This window comes from Aeromonas sp. QDB31 (assembly GCF_027707605.1).
Taxonomy (GTDB): domain Bacteria; phylum Pseudomonadota; class Gammaproteobacteria; order Enterobacterales; family Aeromonadaceae; genus Aeromonas; species Aeromonas media.
On record NZ_JAPCIX010000026.1, the window covers coordinates 1 to 18,902 of the forward strand.

The following is an 18,902-nucleotide window of genomic DNA, read 5'->3' on the forward strand; positions in this document are numbered from 1 at the left end:
GGGTCGCGGGTTCGAGTCCCGTCCGCTCCGCCACTAATTTGAAAGGCCTTCCCTCACGGGAAGGCCTTTTTGCTATGTGCATTCAGCATCCCAAGAAGCCCAATCTGTCGACTGGGCTTCTCTCGTTGTGCCTTAACACGGCGAAAAATGGACTCCCCTAGTAGTAGATGCAGAGCCAGACGGTCGTCTCGGTAGGGTGGGTCCACTCCACCCTGTGCTGAAGGTGCGCCGGAATGTTGATGTAATCCCCAGGCCCAAGGTGGACGCGCTCCTGGACCCCGGTATCCGGTGTGATGAAGACCAGGATGGCTTCGCCTTGCATCAGCGCTACCCACTCGTGTTCGTCCTGATCGAACCATTCCCCCGTGGGGGTTTGTTGTCCCTGGGAGAGGATGCGCTCGATGCGAAAGTGATTGGTGCTGACCAGGTCGGTGAACACCTCGTTGGGCAGGGGGGAGGGGATCTGGCCAAGCAGGTTGCCTGTGTGCATGGGCTTGTCTCCGGCTGATGGGGGGCTAGCTAAGAGTGTAGAAGCTGGAGGGGCGCTTCCCATGTGGAAGTTGAGGCTTCCAATGAGGCTTTAAATGGAAAAGTTCGGGAAAATGGTGCCTGATCCGCTGCAATCTAGCCAAATTCTTGCTATTTTGCGCGCCATCACGCAAACGATTTCCTTCACACATTCAGGATGAGTTATGGCAACGCAAGAAATGACGGCCCGCACCGGCAATAGCGGGTTTCTGGACTCCTATTTCTCCATCACCCAGCGTGGCAGCACTGTCCGCCAGGAGTTGCTGGCCGGTTTGACCACCTTCCTGGCCATGGTCTACAGCATCATAGTAGTGCCGAACATGCTGGGTGCCGCCGGTTTTGAGCAGGGCCCCGTCTTCGTGGCAACCTGTTTGATCGCCGCCTTCGGCTCCCTGCTGATGGGCCTGTGGGCCAAGCTGCCAATGGCCATCGGTTGCGCCATCTCCCTCACCGCCTTTACCGCGTTCAGTCTGGTACTGGGTCAGGGACTGAGCATTCCGGTCGCGCTGGGCGCCATCTTCCTGATGGGTGTGCTGTTTACCCTGATCAGCATCACCGGCGTGCGCCAGTGGATCCTGGATAACCTTCCCTCCGGCATCGCCCACGGCACCGGCATCGGTATAGGTCTGTTCCTGCTGCTGATCGCCACCAACGGCGTTGGCATGGTGATCAAGAACGAAGGAGCCGGTCTGCCGGTTCAGCTGGGGGAAGTGACCTCCTTCCCTGTCATCATGACTGTGCTGGGTCTGGCTGCCATCTTCGGTCTGGAGCGTCGCAAGGTGCCGGGCGGTATCCTGATGGTGATCATCGCCATCTCCATCCTCGGCCTCATCTTCGACCCGAAAGTGACCTGGCAGGGCTTCTTCGCCATGCCGAGCCTGACCGGTGAGAAAGGTTCTCTGGTAGGCAGCATGGATCTGCTGGGCGCCCTCAATCCGGTGGTGATTCCCACCGTGCTGGCACTGGTGATGACAGCCGTGTTTGACGCCACCGGCACCATCCGTGCTGTAGCCGGTCAGGCGGGCCTTATCAACGAACGTGGCCATATCATCAGCGGCGGCAAGGCCCTGACTGCCGACTCCGTCAGCAGCATGGTGGCTGGCGTGGTGGGTGGTGCTCCGGCGGCCGTCTACATCGAATCCGCCGCAGGTACCGCCGCCGGTGGCAAGACCGGCCTGACCGCTGCGCTGGTCGGCGTGCTCTTCCTGCTGATGATCTTCCTCTCGCCGCTGAGCTATCTGGTACCGGCTTACGCCACCGCACCGGCGCTGATGTACGTCGGTCTGCTGATGCTGGGCAACGTCACCAAGCTGGACTTCAGCGATTCGGTCGATGCCCTCGCCGGCATGCTGTGTGCCGTCTTCATCGTGCTGACCTGCAACATAGTCACCGGCATCATGCTGGGCTTCGTGGCGCTGGTCGTTGGCCGCATCTTCGCTGCCGAGTGGAAGAAGCTGAACATCGGCACCGTCATCATCGCCCTGGCGCTGGTGATCTTCTATGCCGGTGGCTGGGCCATCTAACCCGTCCGTTTATTCCGGTTATAGTGAAGGGCCCCGCGGGGCCCTTTTTCATGGCTGTGAGGCCGCTAACAGTTTCCCGCCCGTTTGCCCCGCATCGTTTCAGATTGAAACGCTGATACCCCCTCTGCTGTTTCAAATCCGAACCGAACAGGCCGTCATTTTTCTCCCGATTTATCCCGTTAGACTGGCTTCATCAACCATCTGCCTACCCGTGCGGTGGCAAGCCAAGGAGTGAGCCATGAAGAAACTGATCAATGCCGTCGATGCCGTGGTCCGTGAACAACTGATGGGGATGGCTGCCGCCCACCCCGAGCTCAAGGTACGTATCGAACCCCACTACATCACCCGCGCCGACTCCCCCGTGATGGGCAAGGTGGCGCTGGTCTCCGGCGGTGGCAGCGGCCACGAGCCGATGCACGGCGGTCTGGTGGGCAAAGGGATGCTGGATGGTGCCTGCCCCGGCGAGATCTTTACCTCCCCGACCCCGGATCAGATGTACGAGTGCGGTCAGGCCGTTGATGGCGGCGCGGGCGTGCTGTTCCTGGTAAAGAACTACACCGGCGACGTGCTCAACTTCGAGACCGCGGTCGAACTGCTGCACGGCGACGGGGTCAAGGTCGGCTTCTCGCTGATCGATGACGATGTAGCAGTCAAAGACAGCCTCTATACCGCCGGTCGCCGTGGCGTTGCTACCACAGTGCTGTGCGAGAAACTGGTCGGTGCCGCCGCCGAAGCGGGCTATGACCTGAGCCGCTGCGAAGCGCTGGCCCGCCGCATCAACAACCAGAGCCGCACCATAGGTGTCGCCATGCAAGCCTGCACAGTGCCTGCCGCCGGCAAGCCCTCCTTCACCCTGGCGGACAACGAGATGGAATTCGGCGTGGGCATCCACGGCGAGCCGGGCATAGCGCGCCGCCCCTTCACCGACCTCAATACCCTGGTGGACGACATGTTCAGCGAGCTGGCGGACAACACCCCCTATGGCCGCACCCTGCGCCACTGGGACAGAGCCTCCGGCAGCTGGCAGGAAGAGCACACCTTTATCGAGCCGCTGAATGCGGGCGATCGGGTCATCGCCCTGGTCAACAGCCTCGGCGGAACACCCATCTCCGAGCTCTATGGCGTCTATGGCCGCCTCGCCACCCTGTGCGAAGAGGCGGGCATCCATCTGGTGCGCAACCTGATTGGCCCCTACTGCACCTCCCTCGACATGACCGGCATCTCCATCACTCTGCTCAAGGTGGATGATGAGCTGATGACCCTGTGGGATGCCCCCGTTCACACCCCAGCCTTGCGTCGCGGCTGCTAAGGAGCCTTTATTCTCATGCTAAGCAAACATCAGATCGTCAATTGGCTGCTCGACTGCGAGCACATCTTTGCCGAGCAGCGTGACTACCTCACGGCGCTGGATACCGACATCGGTGACGGCGACCACGGCCTCAACATGCAGCGCGGCTTCACCAAGGTGGCCGAGAAGCTGCCTGCAGTGGCGGACAAGGATATCGGTCAGGTGCTGAAAACCACCGGCATGACCTTGCTCTCCTCGGTCGGCGGTGCCAGCGGCCCGCTCTACGGCACCTTCTTTATCCGGGCGGCGGCCAGCACCGATGCCTGCCAGAGCCTGAGCCTCAGCCAGCTGTGCAAAATGCTGAGCGACGGAGTCGAGGGGATCGTCTCCCGCGGCCGTGCCGAGCCGGGCGACAAGACCATGTGCGACGCCTGGTGGCCAGCACTGGCCGCCCTACAACAGGCTCAGCAGCAAGAGCTGCCGCTCAACGATGCGCTTGACAAGGCTGCAGCGGCCGCCGCCGCCGGTACCGAGGCCACCATACAGATGCAGGCCCGCAAGGGGCGCGCCAGCTATCTGGGAGAGCGCAGCATAGGCCATCAGGATGCCGGGGCCACCTCGACCCTGCTGCTGCTGACCGCCCTGCGTGACAGAGCGAGGTTGTGACATGATCGGAATCGTAGTGGTCTCTCACAGCGCCATGCTGGCGGCCGGATTGAAAGCGCTGGCCGACCAGCTGGGCAGCCCGGCACGGCTGTTGCTGGCGGCCGGGGTCGATGATCCTGACCACCCCATAGGCACAGATGCCATCGCCGTGATGAGTGCGATAGAAGAAGCGGACGATGGTAGCGGCGTGCTGGTACTGATGGATTTGGGCAGCGCCCTGCTCAGTGCCGAGACCGCCCTCGAGCTGTTGCCCCCGGAGCTGAGCGCTCGGGTGCGGCTCTGCCCGGCCCCGCTGGTCGAGGGCACCCTGGCCGCCGTGGTGGCGGCCGGTTCCGGCCTGACGCTGGATGAGGTGGCTGCCGAGGCGCTCGGTGCGCTGGGCCCGAAACAGGCGATGCTGCCTGCCAGCCCGGCGCAGACCGCCACGGATACAGCACCCATTGCCGACGACGGCTGGCTGCGCTGCGAGGTGGTGGTGGATAACCCCCACGGCCTGCACGTGCGCCCCGCCGCCCGCCTGGTGGCGGCACTCAAACCCTTTGCCGCGGAACTCAGGCTGAAAAAAGAGGATAAAGAGGCCAACCCCCGCAGCCTGACCCGGGTGACCATGCTCAACGTGCGTCAGGGAGACCGGCTCACCCTGCTGGCGCGCGGGGAGGATGCCGAGGCCGCCTTGGCCTGCTTCCAGCAGCTGGCAGCGGAGCGCTTCGGCGACTGAGGTTCACATCATACGGTCAAGGCCCCGCCAGTGCGGGGCCTTGTCTTTTTAATGCTTGGGGCTTCTTGCGCGCCAGCGCTTCACCCATCACAGCTATCCGTGGTAGTCCGCAGGATCGATCTCGAGCAGCTTAAGCCGCCGCCACAGGGTGGTGCGACTGATGCCAAGATGCCGGGCCATCTGGCTCACCTGTCCCTTGCAGGCGTGGGCGCAGCGCAAGATGGCTTGGCGTTCCAGCTCCGCCAGCGTGAGCAGCGGTTGCCCCACCACCTCGTCCGCCACCCGCTGATGGCCGTGCCGAATGGCGGAGGGCAGCGCCTCCGGCGGGATCAAACCCTGACCGGCATGGAGCAGCGCATGCTCGACCGCGCTGCGCAGCTCCCCCAGATTGCCGGGCCAGTGATAGGCGGCAGGCAGTCGAGGGCCGCGGGGCTGAACTGGCGCACCGGCTCGCGCCCCTGCGCCGCCAGCTGCTGGCTGATCAGGCCCGGCAGATCGGCTGCGCGCTCCCGCAGCCCCGGCAGCCAGAGCTCGCACGCCTGTAGCGCATAGAGCAGCTGGCGGCCAAACAGCCCCTCCTGCACCAGTTGCTCCAGAGGTGCGCTGCTGGTGGCGATGATCCGCACCTTGAGCGGGAGTATGCGGGCCGAATCGAAACGCTGGATGCGACCGGTCTTGAGCAGTTGCAGCAACGCCGCCTGCATGGGGGCAGATAGGCACTCCACCTGTTCAAGCACCAGGGTGCCACCGTGGGCCAGCTCGAACTTGCCGGCCCGCTCCTGTCCCGCCTCGTCGGAACCCATCAGCTCCAGTGCCATCCTCTCGTTCGGCAGCGCCTTGCAGTTGAGGGTAATAAGCGGCCCGGCGGCCCGTTCGCTGCCAAAGTGGATGGCCTCCGCCAGCTGGGCCTTGCCCACCTCCTCCTCGCCGCGCAGCAGAATAGGCCCCTGACTCTGGGCCGCCTGCCGGGCGTAACGCAGCAGCTTGCGCATGGCGCTCGACTCCCCCACCAGCGCCGACAACTCGGGCACCGTCTGGCGCAGCCGATGGATGGCGCGCAGCCTGTCGGCGGGGTGGAGCAGGGCGATAAAGCCGACCCCGTCGGGACCGGGCAGTGGCTTGAGGCTCACCAGGGCGTCGATGAACTCTCCCGTGCCGGTGCGCTCCAGCGTTACCTCCACGTGGCTCAGGGGGGCCCTCTCCTCGATGGCGAGCTGCAGGCGCCTGGGCAACAGCAGGTGGCGATCGAGGGGCTGGCCGAGGCAGAGATCCGGGTCGAGTCGCAGCCGGCTGGCCGCCAGGGCGTTGAGGTAGCGCAACCGGCCCTGGGGATCCCAGGCCAGCACGCCGTCATCCATGCCGTCGAGCAGGGCGTAGAGCTCGCTCAGATGGTGCTGGGACTCCTGCATCAGGGTCTCCATCTGCAGCAGATGGGCCAGCTCGCGCCCGGCGCTGACGGTGAGCGCCAGATCCCCGACCGTTGCCTCCTCCACCCGGCAGACCAGGGCCATGATGGCGACCTGACGGCCGTTGCTGTTGTAGACCGGGCTGGCGCAGCTGTGCCAGGGGTGCAGGGTCTGGTTGAAGTGCTGGGGGCCGCTGACGCAGAGCGGCACGCCCTCCAGCGCCGCCAGATTGATGGCATTGGTGCCGATGCGCCCCTCGCTGAAGAAGGCGCCAGGACCAAAGCCCAGCGCTTCGAGTTCTGCCAGTGTCTCGCGATGGCCGGTGCGGGCCAGCAGACAGCCGCTTTCGTCGGTAAGCAGCAGGGCGCAGGGACGCCCCTCCATGAATTCGTAGAGATCCTCGAGGGCCATCTCGCCAGTGGTGAGCAACTCCCGCTTGCGCTGACGCAGGCTCTGCAAGGTCTGCCCCTTGGCGCTGTGGGGCGGATGCCAGAGGGTGGCGCTGGTCTGGTGGGCGCAGCGCAACCAGGAGGCCTGCAGATAGTCAGGCCAGGGCTGGGGCGGAAAACGGTCAGATGGCATTGGCATTGTCACTGTCCTATCCGGCAAGCGCACAGCCAGCGGGCAAATAGATGCTCTGGCCGGAGCTGGGATGGAAAATGGTCAGATGGCAGAGTCACATGCAAGATCCGGCAAGAGAGAGACCGACCATTTAACCATGTCCATCCGCCAGATTCAGTGACCTGCCTCAGAGGGCGGCAATGGTATCCCGATCATCGCCCGCCACCCCCTCGGCAAATTGCTGGCCGAGCCAGTGGCAGAAGGCGCGGCACTCCGGCATCCCTTCGCTCTCCTGGTGGACCAGCAGGCTCCACTGGGGCCCCTTGACCCTGAACGCGGAGAGCGGCAGCAACTGCCCCTGCTCCCTGGCCGGCTGGGAGAGTCGCTCGCTCACCAGCGCCACGCCGAGCCCGGCGCTGGCCGCCTCCAGCAGCAGGCCGGGATCGGAGAAGTTGAGCCCCCGGGTCTGCAGTTGCAGATCTTCCCCCCCTTTGAGGGTCCAGTGGTGCCAGTCCAGCTCCCGTTCACCGTGCAGGATGGTGCGCTCTGCCGCCGGTTGGGCCAGCACGGCAGGGGCGGCCACCGGCAGCAACCTGTCCTCCTGCAGTGGCTGGTGGCGGCATTGGGCCTGGGGGGCGAGATCCCAGCGCAGGGCGAGATCTATGGTCTGCTCCGCCAGGTCGGGCACCTCGTCGCTGGTGAACAGCCAGAGATCGATGTCGGGGTGCTGGCGATGAAACGTCCCCAGCCGGGGCAGCAGCCAGTGGCGGGCGATGGCGCTGCTGGTGTTGAGCACCAGTTGGTTCGGCTTGCGGTACTGCTCGAGGCGCTGGATCCCCACCGCCAGTTGCAGCAGCACGCTCTGGGTGGTCTCCAGCAGATCCTGCCCCGCATCGGTCAGCGTGACCGAGCGCCCCTGCCGGTGGAACAGCGGCTGGCCCAGCAGCTCCTCCAGGGAGCGGATCTGCTGGCTGATGGCAGACTGGGTGAGGTGCAGCTCCTGCGCCGCTTGGTGAAAACTGCCGAGGCGAGCCGCCGCCTCGAAGCCCCGCAGCACGTTGAGCGGGGGCCAGTGCTTGAACATCATTGATTAGCTCCACTTATCACTTGCACTGAAAATCGATCGTTTGTTCGCCGTGTTATGGGGGGATAGTCTATTCCCATCGTCAGCAACCTTAATAGTACCTAATCAGAGAGGGAATATGCGGGAACAGGGAATAGTGGCAAAGGGCTGGTTCATGCCCGCCGAATGGTGCCAGCACGCCGCGACCTGGATGGTCTGGCCCCACAACAAGGCGCTGTGGGAATCCGGCTGGGGCGTCACCCTGGCCGAGGTGCAACAGGACTTCGCCCGGGTGGTCAACGCCATCGTCCGGTTCGAACCGGTCAGGCTGGCGGTCGACCCTTCCGCGCTGACCGATGCGCGCGCCCTCTGTGACCAGCGGGTCACCCTGGTCCCCATTCCGGTGGATGACAGCTGGTGCCGCGACTCCGGCCCCACCTTTATCTGTCACCCCGAACTCGGCACTGCCGGGGTGAGCTGGCGCTTCAACGCCTGGGGCGGCAAGTCGGTTCACGGTCTGGACGAGGGGTTGGCGCGGCGCATCCTCAACAGTCTGGAGCTGGAGTGTATCGGCAGCTTTCTGGCCAACGAGGGGGGCGCCATCCACGTGGACGGCGAAGGCACCCTGATCACCACGGAATCCGTGCTGCTCAACAGCAACCGCAACCCGGGCATCAGCAAGGGGGAGATCGAGCGGATCTTCAGCCGCCTGCTCGGCATCGAGAAGACCATCTGGCTGCCGGGGGATCCCGACCATGTCACCGGCGACATGACGGACGGCCATGTGGACGGGGTCTGTGCCTTCAGTCGCCCCGGCCAACTGCTGGTGGATGCCACCCGGGATGCCACCTCGACCTACGGCCTCGTGGTGCGGGAGAACCGCCGGGCCCTGGCCCTGGCCACGGATGCCAGAGGGCGTACCTTCGAGTTGCAGGATCTGTACGACGCGAGCGAGGCCATAGACACCAAGGCCGAAGTCTTCTGTGCCTCCTACACCAACTTCTACCTCGCCAACGGCGCCGTCATCATGCCCGCCTACGGGGTGGCGAGCGACCGGGAGGCAGCGGCTGTGCTGCAAGGCGCCTTCCCGCAAAGGGAGGTGCTGCCGGTCTCGATAAACCGGTTGGCCCACGGCGGCGGCGGTATCCACTGCATCACCCAGCAGCAGCCCGCCTGGCCGCTGCGGGGCTGAGCGTTGCACGGCGGCGGCCAATCACAGGGAGTAACCACATCATGATAAGGAAGACACCAAGGTGGATGGGCTGCCTGGCCCTGCTGCTGAGCCTCTCGGCCGAGGCCGGGGAGGCCGATGCGGCAACAGGAGAGGAGAAGGTGTTGCGGCTCTACAACTGGGCGGACTACTTCGCCCCCGATACCCTCAGTGCCTTTACCAGAGAGACAGGGATCCGGGTCATCTATGACGTCATGGACAGCAGCGAGACCCTGGAGGCCAAGCTGATGGCCGGTCGCAGCGGTTATGACCTCATCTTTCCCGGCGATACGGTGGCGGAGCGGCTGATGCGGGCGGGCAGCCTGCAACCGCTGGATCAGGGCAGGTTGCAGCACCTGGCGGAGATAGAGCCCGGCTTGCGGCGCCTGCAGCAAGCCTATCCCCATTCACGGGATGCGGTGGTGCCTTACACCTGGGGCACCATAGGGCTCACCTACAACGCAGCCATGATCCGGCAGCGGATGGCGGATGCCCCGGTGGGCAGTCTCGATCTGCTGTTCAAGCCCGAGCTGGCGGCAAAATTTGCCGACTGCGGCATCTCCATCATCGACTCCCCCGACGAGGTGCTGGCTGTGGTGCTGCACTACCTGGGGCGGGATCCCCACAGTGGCAAGGCCGAGGATCTGGATGCCGCGCTGGCGCTGCTCAAGGGGCTCAAGCCCCATATTCGCAAGTTCCAGTCCCAGCCGGTGACCCAGCTGGTTAACGGCGATCTCTGCCTGTCGCTGGGTTACAGCGGCGACATGACCCAGGCCAGGCGCGCAGCCGCCGAGGCGGGCAAGGAGGTCGACTTCGAGTACAGATTGCCGAAGGAGGGGAGCACCGTCTGGATGGATACCATGGCGATCCCGGTGGATGCGCTCCATCCTGACTATGCCTACGCCTTCATCAACTTCGTGATGCGCCCTGCCAACATGGCGGCCATCACCAACAGCACCGGCTATCCGACCGCCAGTGCCAAGGCCAGACCCATGGTGGATGCCACCATGACGGCCAACCCGGATATCTACCTGGACGAAGCCAGCTACCAGCTGCTCATTCCGGGTCAGGATATAGCACAATCCCAGATGCGTGCCCGGATGCGAGCCTGGACTCGTTTCAAGAGCAGCCTCTGAACCCCAGGAGTAGAAAGATGTTTTCCCGACGCCACGTATTGAAACAACTGGTCGCCCTCGGCGCCATTGCCGGGTTCGGCAGCCTGCCCGGCGCCCGCTCGGCCTTCGCCGCCAGCGAGACCAGTGCCGCCGGCCGCTACCACATGCCGGAGGAGTCCTCCCCCCAGGCCCTGGTGTGGGTGGCCTTCGGTGCCACCAGCGAGATCTGGGGTCGCAACTACAAGGAGGTGCAGGCCACCATAGGCCGGCTGGTGCAGGCCATGGCGCCCTACACCCGGGTCAACGTGCTCTGCCACCAGGATGACGAGGATCTGGCGCGCCAGCTGTGCGGCGAGCGCAACACTCACTTCGTCCACGCCGTGATGGACGACATCTGGCTGCGGGATACCGGCGGCGTCTTCGTGCAGGATGAGCAGGGGGAGCTGGGGCTGGTGGACTTCAACTTCAACGGCTGGGGGGACAAGCAGGAGCACAGCCATGACGCCAGAATCGCCTCTCTGGTGAGCCGCCAGGCGGATGCCTATTACGTGCAGAGCGAGATCATCGGCGAGGGGGGAGGCATCGAGGTGGATGGCAACGGCACCGCCATCATGACCGAGAGCAGCTGGATCAACAGCAACCGCAACCCCGGCCTCACCAAGACGCAGGTGGAGGCAGAGCTCAAGGCCAACCTGGGGCTGCGCAAGATCATCTGGCTGCCGGGGATCAAGGGGCGCGACATCACGGACGCCCACGTGGACTTTTACGCCCGCTTCGTGCGCCCCGGGGTGGTGGTGATCAACATGGACAATGATCCCGACTCCTACGACTACAAGGTGACCCGTCAGCACCTGGCCATACTGCAGCAGGCGACGGACGCCGATGGCAACAAGCTGGAGCTGCATCAGCTGCCGCCGCCCCTGGGCGGGCGGGACAACAAGTTCAGCCGCAGCCCGGACTTTGCCGCCGGTTACATCAACTATCTGCCCATCAACGGCGCCGTGATCGCCCCCCAGTTCGGCGATGCCAAGGCTGACCGCCATTGCCGGGATCTGCTGGCCCGGCTCTATCCTGGGCGCAAGATAGTGCAGATAGACATAGACCCGGTAGCGGCAGGGGGCGGTGGCATTCACTGCATCACCCTGCACCAGCCTGCCTGATGTTCTGTCATGACTGTTTTACCAGAGTTAAATGTCACAAGGGGCGCCTCGGCGCCCCTTGTCATTATTGCCGTTCTATGGCGCGCCCCGCTCAGATCCCCGTCATGCCGATCTCATCGAGCTGGACATGGGCACCCTGGCGCAGGGTGTAGAGCACGGCCTCTGCCAGATCCTCCACCTGCAACCAGCCGGGCTTGCGCTCCCCGGGGCAGGCCGGGGGCGGCACCTGGACCAGACCGGGGCAGAGGGTATGAACCCGGATGCCCTGATGCTGCACCTCTTCCCGCAGCGCCTTGGCGAACCCCAGCACGGCAAACTTGGCGGCGCAATAGACGCTGGCCCTGGCATAGCCGTGCCTGGCGGCCTGGGAGGCGATGTTGATGATGGTGCCGTGACGATGGGCCAGCATGTCCGGCAGGCAGGCCTGGGTCAGCAGAAAGGTCCCCTTGGCGCAGGTGTCCATGACCCTGTCCCACTCCGACTCCGGCAGATCCTGCACCAGGTAGTCGCTGCCGACCCCGCTGTTATTGACCAGCAAATCGATGGGGCCTAGCCGCTCCCGGGCCTCGGCATGGCAGGCGCGAACCTGGGCGCCGTCGCTGACATCCAGCGCGAGCGGTAGTACCCTCACCCCGTATGTGGCGCTCAGACGCGCGGCCTCCTGCTCCAGCAGGGACTGGCGGCGGGAAGCCAGGATCAGCTCCACCCCCTGGCTGGCCAGGGCCTCGGCGATGGCCAGCCCTATGCCGCTGGCCCCGCCGCTGATCAGGGCCCGCTTTGCTCTCAGTTCGTTCATCTTGTCTCCTCCTCCAATGGAGCAGGCATTGTGGCGGCAGGGGCCCGGGGAGCCTAGGGGAGGGAGGGGGCAGATTCGAACCCTGGTTCGTGTTTTGACGAGACGATTCGAACTTTGGTTCTATGTGGGCACAGACCGGGCCCAAACTGTCCAAAAAAAGACGCCGCCCAGTGGGCGGCGTCTTGCTTCTCTTGCGGGCGGGTCACTCCGCCGGGGGCGATGCGGGTGCCTCCAGGACGGGCGTTTGCTCCCCCTCTTTTATCCAGGCATCCAGCAGGGTGTAGCCCACCGCCAGCACCACGGGACCGATGAAGAGCCCTATGATGCCGAGCGCCAGCAGGCCGCCGATGACACCGACCAGGATCAGGATGAGGGGCAGATCGGCACCGCGCTTGATGAGGAAGGGGCGCAGGAAGTTGTCCATGGTACCCGCCAGCAGGGACCAGACCAGCAGGAAGGTGCCCCAGGTGGTATCACCGCTCCAGTAGAGGTAGCCCACGCTGGCCAGCAGCACCGGGAAGGGGCCTATCTGGGCGACGATCAGCAGGAACATCAGCACCACCAGGATCATGGTGTAGGGAATGCCGGCGATGAGCAGGCCTATCCCGGCCACCGAGGATTGCACCAGGGCGGTCACCACCACCCCCATGGCGACGGCGCGGATGGCCTGGGAGGCGAGCACCACGGCATTGTCGCCGCGCTGGCCCGCCAGGCGGTGGGCGAAGCGGCGAATGCCGTCCGCGGCCTTCTCGCCAGAGTGGTAGAGCAGGCCGCAGATGGCCACGGTCAGCAGGAAGTGAACGAACAGCAGGCCGAGGTTGCCCGCCTGGGCCGCCAGCCAGCGGGCGGTCTGGCCGAAGTAGGGGGCCAGCTTGGCGAACAGCACCTGACCACCGCTCGCCAGGATCTGCTGCCAGAACTCGTACAGCCTGTCACCGACCAGGGGCAGCTGTTGCAGCCAGAGCAGCTCGGGGGGCGGCGAGTGGCTCAGCTCGGTGCCGAGATCGATGAGCATGGGGGCCTTCTCCGCCACGTTGGCCAGCGCCATGAACAGGGGGATGACGAACATCAGCAGCAGGATGACGCTCATCAGCAGGGCCGCCAGGGTACGCTTGCCCCACAGCAGGCGCTGGGCCATCTGCATCAGCGGCCAGGTGGCGATGGTGATCATGGTGGCCCACACCAGGGCGGGCAGGAAGGGGCGCAGCACCATGAAACACGAGATGATGAGCAGGCTGAGGAACAGCACGCCCAGGGTGATCTTGGCCAAATCCACTTTTTTCATATTCATGACATTCCCATTAACGAGGGGTAGGGCTCCCGGGAGGGGAACCGGTCGGGACGACGGAGAGCAGCCACCAGAGCCCGGAACTCAGCCAGAACCCCAGGCCGCCATAGAGTAACCCGTTTCCGGCCAGGATCAGCAGGGAGCTGCTGGTGAGCATGGGCACCACGAGCAGCAGCCCGGCGATGACCAGGCCGCCGGCCAGGGCCAGCAGTGCCGCACGGAGGGCGGGAGTCGGGTGCCGTTCGAGTTGTAGCAGATTACCCGATGCGAGCCCCAGGGTGAACATGGCGAGCCCCCCCAGGGTGGTGGACTGGGTGTGCCAGGCGGCCAGGGTGCTGACCAGAAGCAGAATTCCCCAGGGGAACTGGCGCGCAGCCAGTGCAGCCAGGGGCGCGCGCAGCGCCAGCAGCAGGGTGCCCAGCGCGAGGCCTGCCACCACATCCGAGAAGAAGTGCACCCCCAGCCAGACCCGCGCCACTCCGGCCAGCCCGGCCAGCAGCAGCGCCAGCACGCCCCCCTGCCAGGGTCTGAGGGCCGGCAGGCTGGTGAGCAGCAGGCCCCAGTAGAGCAGGGTCGAGGCGACGTGGCCGCTCGGCATGCCAAAGCCCTGGGCGCTGCGCTGCGCCAGCTGGGGGTCGAGGTGGAAGGGCCTGGGCCAGGCTATCCCCTCCTTGAGCAGGTTGACCACCAGGGTGAGCAGCACCATGGCAAACAGCAGGCTGCGCACCCTTGGCCAGCCCAGCAGGGGGAGCAGGAAGGGCAGCAGGGCCAGCTGGAAGGGGGCGGAGCCCAGCAGGTTGCCGGCCAGGAGCCAGGTGGCGTCCGGCCCCAGCCACTGCTGCAGGCGCTGGATCGGCGGCAGCTCGGCCTGGTGCAGGGCGCTGGCCCCGGCGCTGAAGTCGGTGACCCACTGCACCTGGCTCTCGGGGACGTCGGCCAGCCGGGGAGCCAGCCAGTCCAGCTGCGCCGGGAAACGACGCTGATCCTGGGGCAGCTGGGTGGCATCGATCAGCCTGGCATTGAGGATCTCGCCGCCGAGGTTGGGGGCCCGCAGTATGGAGACGAAGCCGGAGCCGGTCTGGGCCTGGATGGGGGAGAGGGTCTGGCAGGCGAACACCTGCGCCCTCTGCCAGCGCCCCAGCTCGGCGGTGACGCGCCCTCGCAGCCCCGTCTCCTCGTACAGCTCCCGCAGTGCCGCCTGGGCCGGGGTCTCCCCCGCGTCGATGTAGCCGCCACTCAGGCTATAGCGGGAGGAGATCCTGTCTTGCACCAGCAGCAGCTGCTGCTGGTGGCGGATCACGCAGGCGCCCGCCGAGGGGGGCGACTCGGCGGCGTGCAGGGGGGCGCAGAGGGTGCCAAAGAGCAGGATCAGGAAGAAGGCGGTTCGGATCATGATGGGCCCATGGCAAGGAGATGGGGACAAGGGTCACAGAAATCAGGTACTTGGGCAATGACTTCCCGACGAGGGGGCGTCAGCCAGGGGAGCGGACGGTGCGATCTGGGGCGGAAGGATTGCCGTCTGCCCGGGCAGTCCCTAGTATTGGCGGCTATTGTTCTTCTCATTCAACACATCTTGGGGCCCTTCATGCGACAGTTCGGTTTCTTCCTGGGGATTGCCATCGGCGTCATCCTGATACTGTTTGGCAGCATCGTCATCTTCCAGGCCCTGCCTGCGGCGCTGGACGTGCTGGAGATGCCGAGCCGTATCCCCTTCGTGCGCGAGGTCTACACCTGGCTGATGAGCAGCGCCAATGGCCTCACCGCCCAGCTGGAGCAGAACTTCCTGGAAGCCTTCCAGACAGTGCTCAAGCTGATCCTGCTCATCACCTTCATGTGGGTCTGCGTCAAGCTGGTCAACATGGGGGTGCTGATCATCCGGGCTGGCGTCGATCTTATCCGCACGGCCATCGAACACAGCGAAGACAAGGTGGCAAAGCCCACCGAGCAGGATCGCCACTTTTAAGGCTCCCCTGCCCATTCGCAGATAAACAACAGGCCATCCTCGGATGGCCTGTTTGCATGGTGAACGGGTTCGCCCTCTTAGTTGAGCAGCTTCTCCAGCTCGGCCTCGGCATCCGCCCTGGCCTGATCGCTCTGCTTGATCGCCTTGTCTGCTCCCGCGTCGGCCTGTTTGTGCACAGTGCTGACCGCATTGCTGACGACCTTGTCCGCCTGCGGCTGCACCGTGGCGGAGGCGTCGCTGACGGTCTTGTTCGCTTGCTGCTGCGCCGTGGTGGCGCTGCTGGCGGCCTGTTTGGCTGAGTCGCTGAGGGCTTTGCTCGCTTGCTGCTGCGCCGTGGTGGCGCTGCTGGCAGCCTGTGTGGCTGAGTCGCTCACGGCCCGCTTGGCAGAATCCGTCACGGCCTGGTTGGCCTGCTGCAGGGTGCCGGTGACGCTCTTGTTCACCTGCTGGGTCGCTGCGCTGGTGGCGCCGTTGACCGCCTGGCTGGCGGAGCTGGAGATCGCCTGGGTCGCGCTCTGCTGCAGGCTGCCCACCATGTTGCCCAGCAGGGAGGTGCCGGACCCCGTCATCGCCTGCCCGACGCCGCTGAGCGCGGTGGCGGTGGGGTTGCCGGCCTGCCACTCCTGCATGGTGCTCGGCCAGGTCGGGGTCGCCGCCGTCAGGTTCTCGCCAAACACCTGAGTCGCGCCGTCTCCCTTTTGCAACATGACGGAGAGCTGGTTGGTGTCGGCGTTCCACACCATGCCGGCCTGTTTGGCTACATCCGGTACCGGGGCGTAGCGGGAGACCACGTAAAACAGCGGCCCCTCCTGCTGCAATTCGTTGGCCGTCTTGAGCAACTGCATGGTGCTGTCGTAGTTGGGTCCCAGCATGGCGGTCATCCTGTCCTTGATCAGCGGCTGTTCGAACAGGTTGGCTTCGTTCGGATCGAATCCGACCAGGGGTTTGAGCAGGGCCCACATCAGCTGGCTGGTGGGACTCATCATCAGCAAGGGGGCCACACAGGCGGACAACATCAGGCTCAGGCAGGCGGCCTGGAGCAACGGCATGATACGCATCGACAACATATCCAAGTAATTATTTGATTAATGAGGTTATATGCTGTCTTTTCCCGACAGCATGACCCGAACTGGCCCGGTTTCTCACCCATGGGATCGGCGGGCGCTGGCAGGCTATCATATTGCTTCCGGAATGCCAGATGAGCCGACATTTATTGGTCAAGTCGGCGACACCTGTGGTCGCTTTAGGGGATCACTCTCTCGTTGTCACAGGTGTCACCCATGATCCGAACCGCGTTTTGTCTGTTTGCCCTCGGCGGCCTGCTCCCCGTGCTGGCGGCCCCGGCATCGAACCCCCTCAGCCATTCGGTGGGCACAGATCTGGTGCTGCCCCTGGGCTCATTGCCCGAGCGGGTCTGCTGGTATCAGGATCAGAAATATTCCCTCGGATCTCGCATCCAACAGGGGGATCTCTGGCTGGAGTGCGGCCCGCAAAACGACCAGGAGAGCAACGGACCCCTGGCCTGGCGCGAACCCGCCATGTATGGGCCGGTCGACGAGGGGGCGACCAGCAGGGAGACGATCAGGGTGGGTCAGTGAGCCTTTTCTTGATCCAGCTACAGACACGGGCGTGATCCCTGTCGCATAATGCAACTCCTTTCTTCTCTTGGCTGGAACCTAAGAAATGGCTCGTCGCTCTTCCAATGCACAACGTCGTCGCAGTAGCTGGTGGTACAAACGCTTGTTGGCAAGGGAGCGGGAAGAGCGCGAAGCGCGTTCCGTCCGGGATTGATACTGCATTGAAAAACGGAGCTTCGGGCTCCGTTTTTATTCATCACCTTGGGTGGATAATGGTTCCGCTCTGCCAATGCACAACGTCGTTGCCGTAGTGAGCTGGTGGTTCAAACCCTTGTTGGTAAGGGAGCGGGAAGAGCGCGAAGGCGCTGCGTCCGGGATGGATACGGCATTGAAAAAACGGAGCCTCGGGCTCCGTTTTTTATTTATCACCGTCAGCATCACGACAACGGGGGCCATCAGGCCCCCGTTTTGCGTTTGCAGATATTGCCTGCTTGCGGCTTAGCGCTGCAAGGCGGCCAGTGCCAGTTCGACCCGTTTGGCGTACTCGGGGTCGGCCTGCTCGAAGTGCTTGAGCTGGGCCGTGACGATGGCGTCATCCTCCACATTGATGAGGGAGCGGGCCAGGTTGGCGGCGAGCCGTGAACGCTGCCCCTCGTCCATCAGGCGGAAGAGATCCCCCGGCTGGCTGTAGTAATCGCTGTCATGGTCACGGAAGTCGTAGTGCAGGGCGGCCCCTTCCAGACTCAGCGCCGGTTCGTGCTGCTCGCTCGGTTGCTGGGTACCGAAGCGGTTCGGCTGGTAGTTGGGGCTGGCGCCGCCATTGCTGTCCGCCCGCATGGCGCCGTCGCGATGGGCACCGTGGTGGAACGGGCAGCGCGGAGCGTTGACCGGCAGCAGGCCGTGGTTGACGCCGAGGCGATAGCGCTGGGTGTCACCGTAGGAGAAGAGCCGTCCCTGCAGCATGCGATCCGGCGAGAAGCCGATGCCGGGTACCACGTTGGCCGGGGTGAAGGCGGCCTGCTCCACGTGGGCGAAGTAGTTGTCCGGGTTCTGGTTGAGCTCCAGCACCCCCACCGGGATCAGCGGGTAGTCGCTGTGCGGCCACACCTTGGTGAGGTCGAACGGGTGAATTTTGTAAGTCTGGGCGTCGGCCTCCGGCATCACCTGCACACAGACCTTCCAGCGCGGGAAGTCGCCCCGCTCGATGGCATTGAACAGATCCGCCTGACTGGTCTCTCTATCCTGACCGACGGCATTGGCCGCCTCTTCATCTGTGTAGAAGCTGTGGCCCTGCTCGGTCTTGAAGTGGAACTTGACCCAGAAGCGCTCGTTGGCCGAGTTGATGAAGCTGAAGGTGTGGCTGCCGTAGCCGTTCATCTCCTGCAGGCTCTTGGGGATGCCGCGATCGCTGAACAGTATGGTGACCTGATGCAGGGATTCCGGATGGCGTGACCAGAAGTCCCAGGCGGCGGTGGCGCTGCGCAGGTTGGTGCGCGGATCCCGCTTCTGGGTGTGGATGAAGTCGGGGAATTTCAGCGGATCGCGGATGAAGAAGACGGGGGTGTTGTTGCCCACCAGATCCCAGTTGCCCTGCTCGGTGTAGAACTTGAGGGCGAAGCCGCGCACGTCGCGCTCGGCGTCGGCGGCCCCCTTCTCGCCAGCCACGGTGGAGAAGCGCAGGAAGACCGGCGTCTGCTTGCCGACGGCGCTGAACAGGTCGGCCTTGCTGAATTGGCTGATGTCGTGGGTGACGGTGAAGGTGCCGTAGGCGCCCGAACCCTTGGCATGAACCACCCGCTCGGGAATGCGCTCGCGATCGAAGTGGGCGAGTTTCTCCATCAACCAGATGTCTTGCATCAGCACCGGGCCGCGGGGGCCGGCGGTGAGGCTGTTGTTGTTGTCGACGACGGGGGCACCGTTGGCGCTGTGCAGGGTCTTGTCGGTCATGAATGTCTCTCCTTGTTGATAGGGGGTCAGCCTACGGATCTGCACAGTGACGGGCCAATGGGCTTTTCCTAGCCCTTTGATAGGCAAGACAAA

16 protein-coding genes and 1 pseudogene are annotated in these 18,902 nt (G+C 64.5%); 9 read left to right on the plus strand and 8 right to left on the minus strand.

All coding sequences use genetic code 11. The features are described 5' to 3' along the window. Positions 1-157 precede the first annotated feature (157 nt). Entirely contained in the window at positions 158-490 is a 333-nt protein-coding gene (locus tag PG898_RS18410; RefSeq protein ID WP_043130806.1) for a cupin domain-containing protein, read from the minus strand. Between the two features lie 202 nt (positions 491-692). Here PG898_RS18410 and PG898_RS18415 point away from each other — a divergent pair, with 202 nt between their 5' ends. The 4 genes from PG898_RS18415 to dhaM all read left to right on the plus strand — a co-directional run bounded on the left by PG898_RS18415 (position 693) and on the right by dhaM (position 4,723). Further along, a complete protein-coding gene (locus PG898_RS18415; protein WP_270824822.1) occupies positions 693-2,051 on the plus strand; it encodes an NCS2 family permease in 1,359 nt (452 codons plus the stop codon). Positions 2,052-2,289: 238 nt separating this feature from the next. Beyond that, positions 2,290-3,360, plus strand: a complete 1,071-nt coding sequence (gene dhaK, locus PG898_RS18420) for a dihydroxyacetone kinase subunit DhaK (RefSeq protein ID WP_270824821.1) — start codon at positions 2,290-2,292, stop codon at positions 3,358-3,360. Positions 3,361-3,375: 15 nt separating this feature from the next. After that, the gene (gene dhaL / locus PG898_RS18425; protein ID WP_270824820.1) at positions 3,376-4,005 is read left to right on the plus strand and encodes a dihydroxyacetone kinase subunit DhaL; all 630 of its coding nucleotides are present in this window, start codon (positions 3,376-3,378) and stop codon (positions 4,003-4,005) included. Position 4,006: 1 nt separating this feature from the next. After that, positions 4,007-4,723 (plus strand): dihydroxyacetone kinase phosphoryl donor subunit DhaM, encoded by a 717-nt coding sequence (dhaM, locus tag PG898_RS18430; RefSeq protein WP_270824819.1) that lies wholly within the window; start codon positions 4,007-4,009, stop codon positions 4,721-4,723. A 93-nt stretch (positions 4,724-4,816) separates the two neighbouring features. Here dhaM and dhaR read toward each other — a convergent pair. After that, a pseudogene (dhaR, locus tag PG898_RS18435) lies at positions 4,817-6,711 on the minus strand (dihydroxyacetone kinase operon transcriptional regulator DhaR). Positions 6,712-6,877: 166 nt separating this feature from the next. Next, complete coding sequence (locus PG898_RS18440) at positions 6,878-7,777, minus strand: LysR substrate-binding domain-containing protein (protein WP_270824818.1); 900 nt, start codon at positions 7,775-7,777, stop codon at positions 6,878-6,880. Positions 7,778-7,892: 115 nt separating this feature from the next. On the opposite strand from PG898_RS18440, the gene PG898_RS18445 reads away from it, so the two are divergent. From PG898_RS18445 to PG898_RS18455, 3 genes are read left to right on the plus strand one after another with little or no spacing between them, the layout of a single operon-like run. Continuing rightward, positions 7,893-8,945 (plus strand): agmatine deiminase family protein, encoded by a 1,053-nt coding sequence (locus tag PG898_RS18445; RefSeq protein WP_270824817.1) that lies wholly within the window; start codon positions 7,893-7,895, stop codon positions 8,943-8,945. A 41-nt stretch (positions 8,946-8,986) separates the two neighbouring features. Next, the gene (locus PG898_RS18450) at positions 8,987-10,099 is read left to right on the plus strand and encodes an extracellular solute-binding protein (protein ID WP_270824816.1); all 1,113 of its coding nucleotides are present in this window, start codon (positions 8,987-8,989) and stop codon (positions 10,097-10,099) included. Positions 10,100-10,116: 17 nt separating this feature from the next. After that, positions 10,117-11,238 (plus strand): agmatine deiminase family protein, encoded by a 1,122-nt coding sequence (locus PG898_RS18455; RefSeq protein ID WP_270824815.1) that lies wholly within the window; start codon positions 10,117-10,119, stop codon positions 11,236-11,238. Between the two features lie 91 nt (positions 11,239-11,329). On the opposite strand, the gene PG898_RS18460 is transcribed toward PG898_RS18455, so the two are convergent. The 3 genes from PG898_RS18460 to PG898_RS18470 form a co-directional block, all read right to left on the minus strand. Further along, a complete protein-coding gene (locus tag PG898_RS18460; RefSeq protein WP_270824814.1) occupies positions 11,330-12,034 on the minus strand; it encodes an SDR family oxidoreductase in 705 nt (234 codons plus the stop codon). 202 nt (positions 12,035-12,236) lie between these two features. Continuing rightward, positions 12,237-13,325 carry an AI-2E family transporter YdiK gene (ydiK, locus tag PG898_RS18465; RefSeq protein ID WP_270824813.1) on the minus strand — a complete coding sequence of 363 codons (1,089 nt, stop codon included), beginning with the start codon at positions 13,323-13,325 and terminating at the stop codon, positions 12,237-12,239. A gap of 10 nt (positions 13,326-13,335) precedes the next feature. Next, entirely contained in the window at positions 13,336-14,715 is a 1,380-nt protein-coding gene (locus tag PG898_RS18470; RefSeq protein WP_270824812.1) for a bifunctional NUDIX hydrolase/phosphatase PAP2 family protein, read from the minus strand. Between the two features lie 192 nt (positions 14,716-14,907). Here PG898_RS18470 and PG898_RS18475 point away from each other — a divergent pair, with 192 nt between their 5' ends. Further along, the gene (locus PG898_RS18475) at positions 14,908-15,285 is read left to right on the plus strand and encodes a hypothetical protein (protein WP_005330064.1); all 378 of its coding nucleotides are present in this window, start codon (positions 14,908-14,910) and stop codon (positions 15,283-15,285) included. 77 nt (positions 15,286-15,362) lie between these two features. On the opposite strand, the gene PG898_RS18480 is transcribed toward PG898_RS18475, so the two are convergent. Further along, complete coding sequence (locus PG898_RS18480; protein WP_270824811.1) at positions 15,363-16,343, minus strand: hypothetical protein; 981 nt, start codon at positions 16,341-16,343, stop codon at positions 15,363-15,365. A gap of 222 nt (positions 16,344-16,565) precedes the next feature. On the opposite strand from PG898_RS18480, the gene PG898_RS18485 reads away from it, so the two are divergent. Further along, positions 16,566-16,883, plus strand: coding sequence for a YnjH family protein (locus PG898_RS18485; RefSeq protein ID WP_270824810.1), 318 nt, complete (start codon positions 16,566-16,568; stop codon positions 16,881-16,883). A gap of 477 nt (positions 16,884-17,360) precedes the next feature. Here the strand turns inward: PG898_RS18485 and PG898_RS18490 are convergent, their stop codons facing one another. Then, positions 17,361-18,809 (minus strand): catalase, encoded by a 1,449-nt coding sequence (locus PG898_RS18490; RefSeq protein ID WP_270824809.1) that lies wholly within the window; start codon positions 18,807-18,809, stop codon positions 17,361-17,363. Positions 18,810-18,902 lie beyond the last annotated feature (93 nt).

What these genes read in the sequence shown, in the direction of transcription:
- PG898_RS18485 (WP_270824810.1), top strand. Translation starts at nt 16,566, where the DNA reads ATGATCCGAACCGCGTTTTGTCTGTTTGCCCTCGGCGGCCTGCTCCCC.
- PG898_RS18470 (WP_270824812.1), bottom strand. Translation starts at nt 14,715, where the DNA reads ATGATCCGAACCGCCTTCTTCCTGATCCTGCTCTTTGGCACCCTCTGC.
- PG898_RS18480 (WP_270824811.1), bottom strand. Translation starts at nt 16,343, where the DNA reads ATGCGTATCATGCCGTTGCTCCAGGCCGCCTGCCTGAGCCTGATGTTG.
- PG898_RS18455 (WP_270824815.1), top strand. Translation starts at nt 10,117, where the DNA reads ATGTTTTCCCGACGCCACGTATTGAAACAACTGGTCGCCCTCGGCGCC.
- dhaK (WP_270824821.1), top strand. Translation starts at nt 2,290, where the DNA reads ATGAAGAAACTGATCAATGCCGTCGATGCCGTGGTCCGTGAACAACTG.
- PG898_RS18460 (WP_270824814.1), bottom strand. Translation starts at nt 12,034, where the DNA reads ATGAACGAACTGAGAGCAAAGCGGGCCCTGATCAGCGGCGGGGCCAGC.
- dhaM (WP_270824819.1), top strand. Translation starts at nt 4,007, where the DNA reads ATGATCGGAATCGTAGTGGTCTCTCACAGCGCCATGCTGGCGGCCGGA.
- dhaL (WP_270824820.1), top strand. Translation starts at nt 3,376, where the DNA reads ATGCTAAGCAAACATCAGATCGTCAATTGGCTGCTCGACTGCGAGCAC.
- ydiK (WP_270824813.1), bottom strand. Translation starts at nt 13,325, where the DNA reads ATGAATATGAAAAAAGTGGATTTGGCCAAGATCACCCTGGGCGTGCTG.
- PG898_RS18490 (WP_270824809.1), bottom strand. Translation starts at nt 18,809, where the DNA reads ATGACCGACAAGACCCTGCACAGCGCCAACGGTGCCCCCGTCGTCGAC.
- PG898_RS18410 (WP_043130806.1), bottom strand. Translation starts at nt 490, where the DNA reads ATGCACACAGGCAACCTGCTTGGCCAGATCCCCTCCCCCCTGCCCAAC.
- PG898_RS18450 (WP_270824816.1), top strand. Translation starts at nt 8,987, where the DNA reads ATGATAAGGAAGACACCAAGGTGGATGGGCTGCCTGGCCCTGCTGCTG.
- PG898_RS18415 (WP_270824822.1), top strand. Translation starts at nt 693, where the DNA reads ATGGCAACGCAAGAAATGACGGCCCGCACCGGCAATAGCGGGTTTCTG.
- PG898_RS18475 (WP_005330064.1), top strand. Translation starts at nt 14,908, where the DNA reads ATGCGACAGTTCGGTTTCTTCCTGGGGATTGCCATCGGCGTCATCCTG.
- PG898_RS18445 (WP_270824817.1), top strand. Translation starts at nt 7,893, where the DNA reads ATGCGGGAACAGGGAATAGTGGCAAAGGGCTGGTTCATGCCCGCCGAA.
- PG898_RS18440 (WP_270824818.1), bottom strand. Translation starts at nt 7,777, where the DNA reads ATGATGTTCAAGCACTGGCCCCCGCTCAACGTGCTGCGGGGCTTCGAG.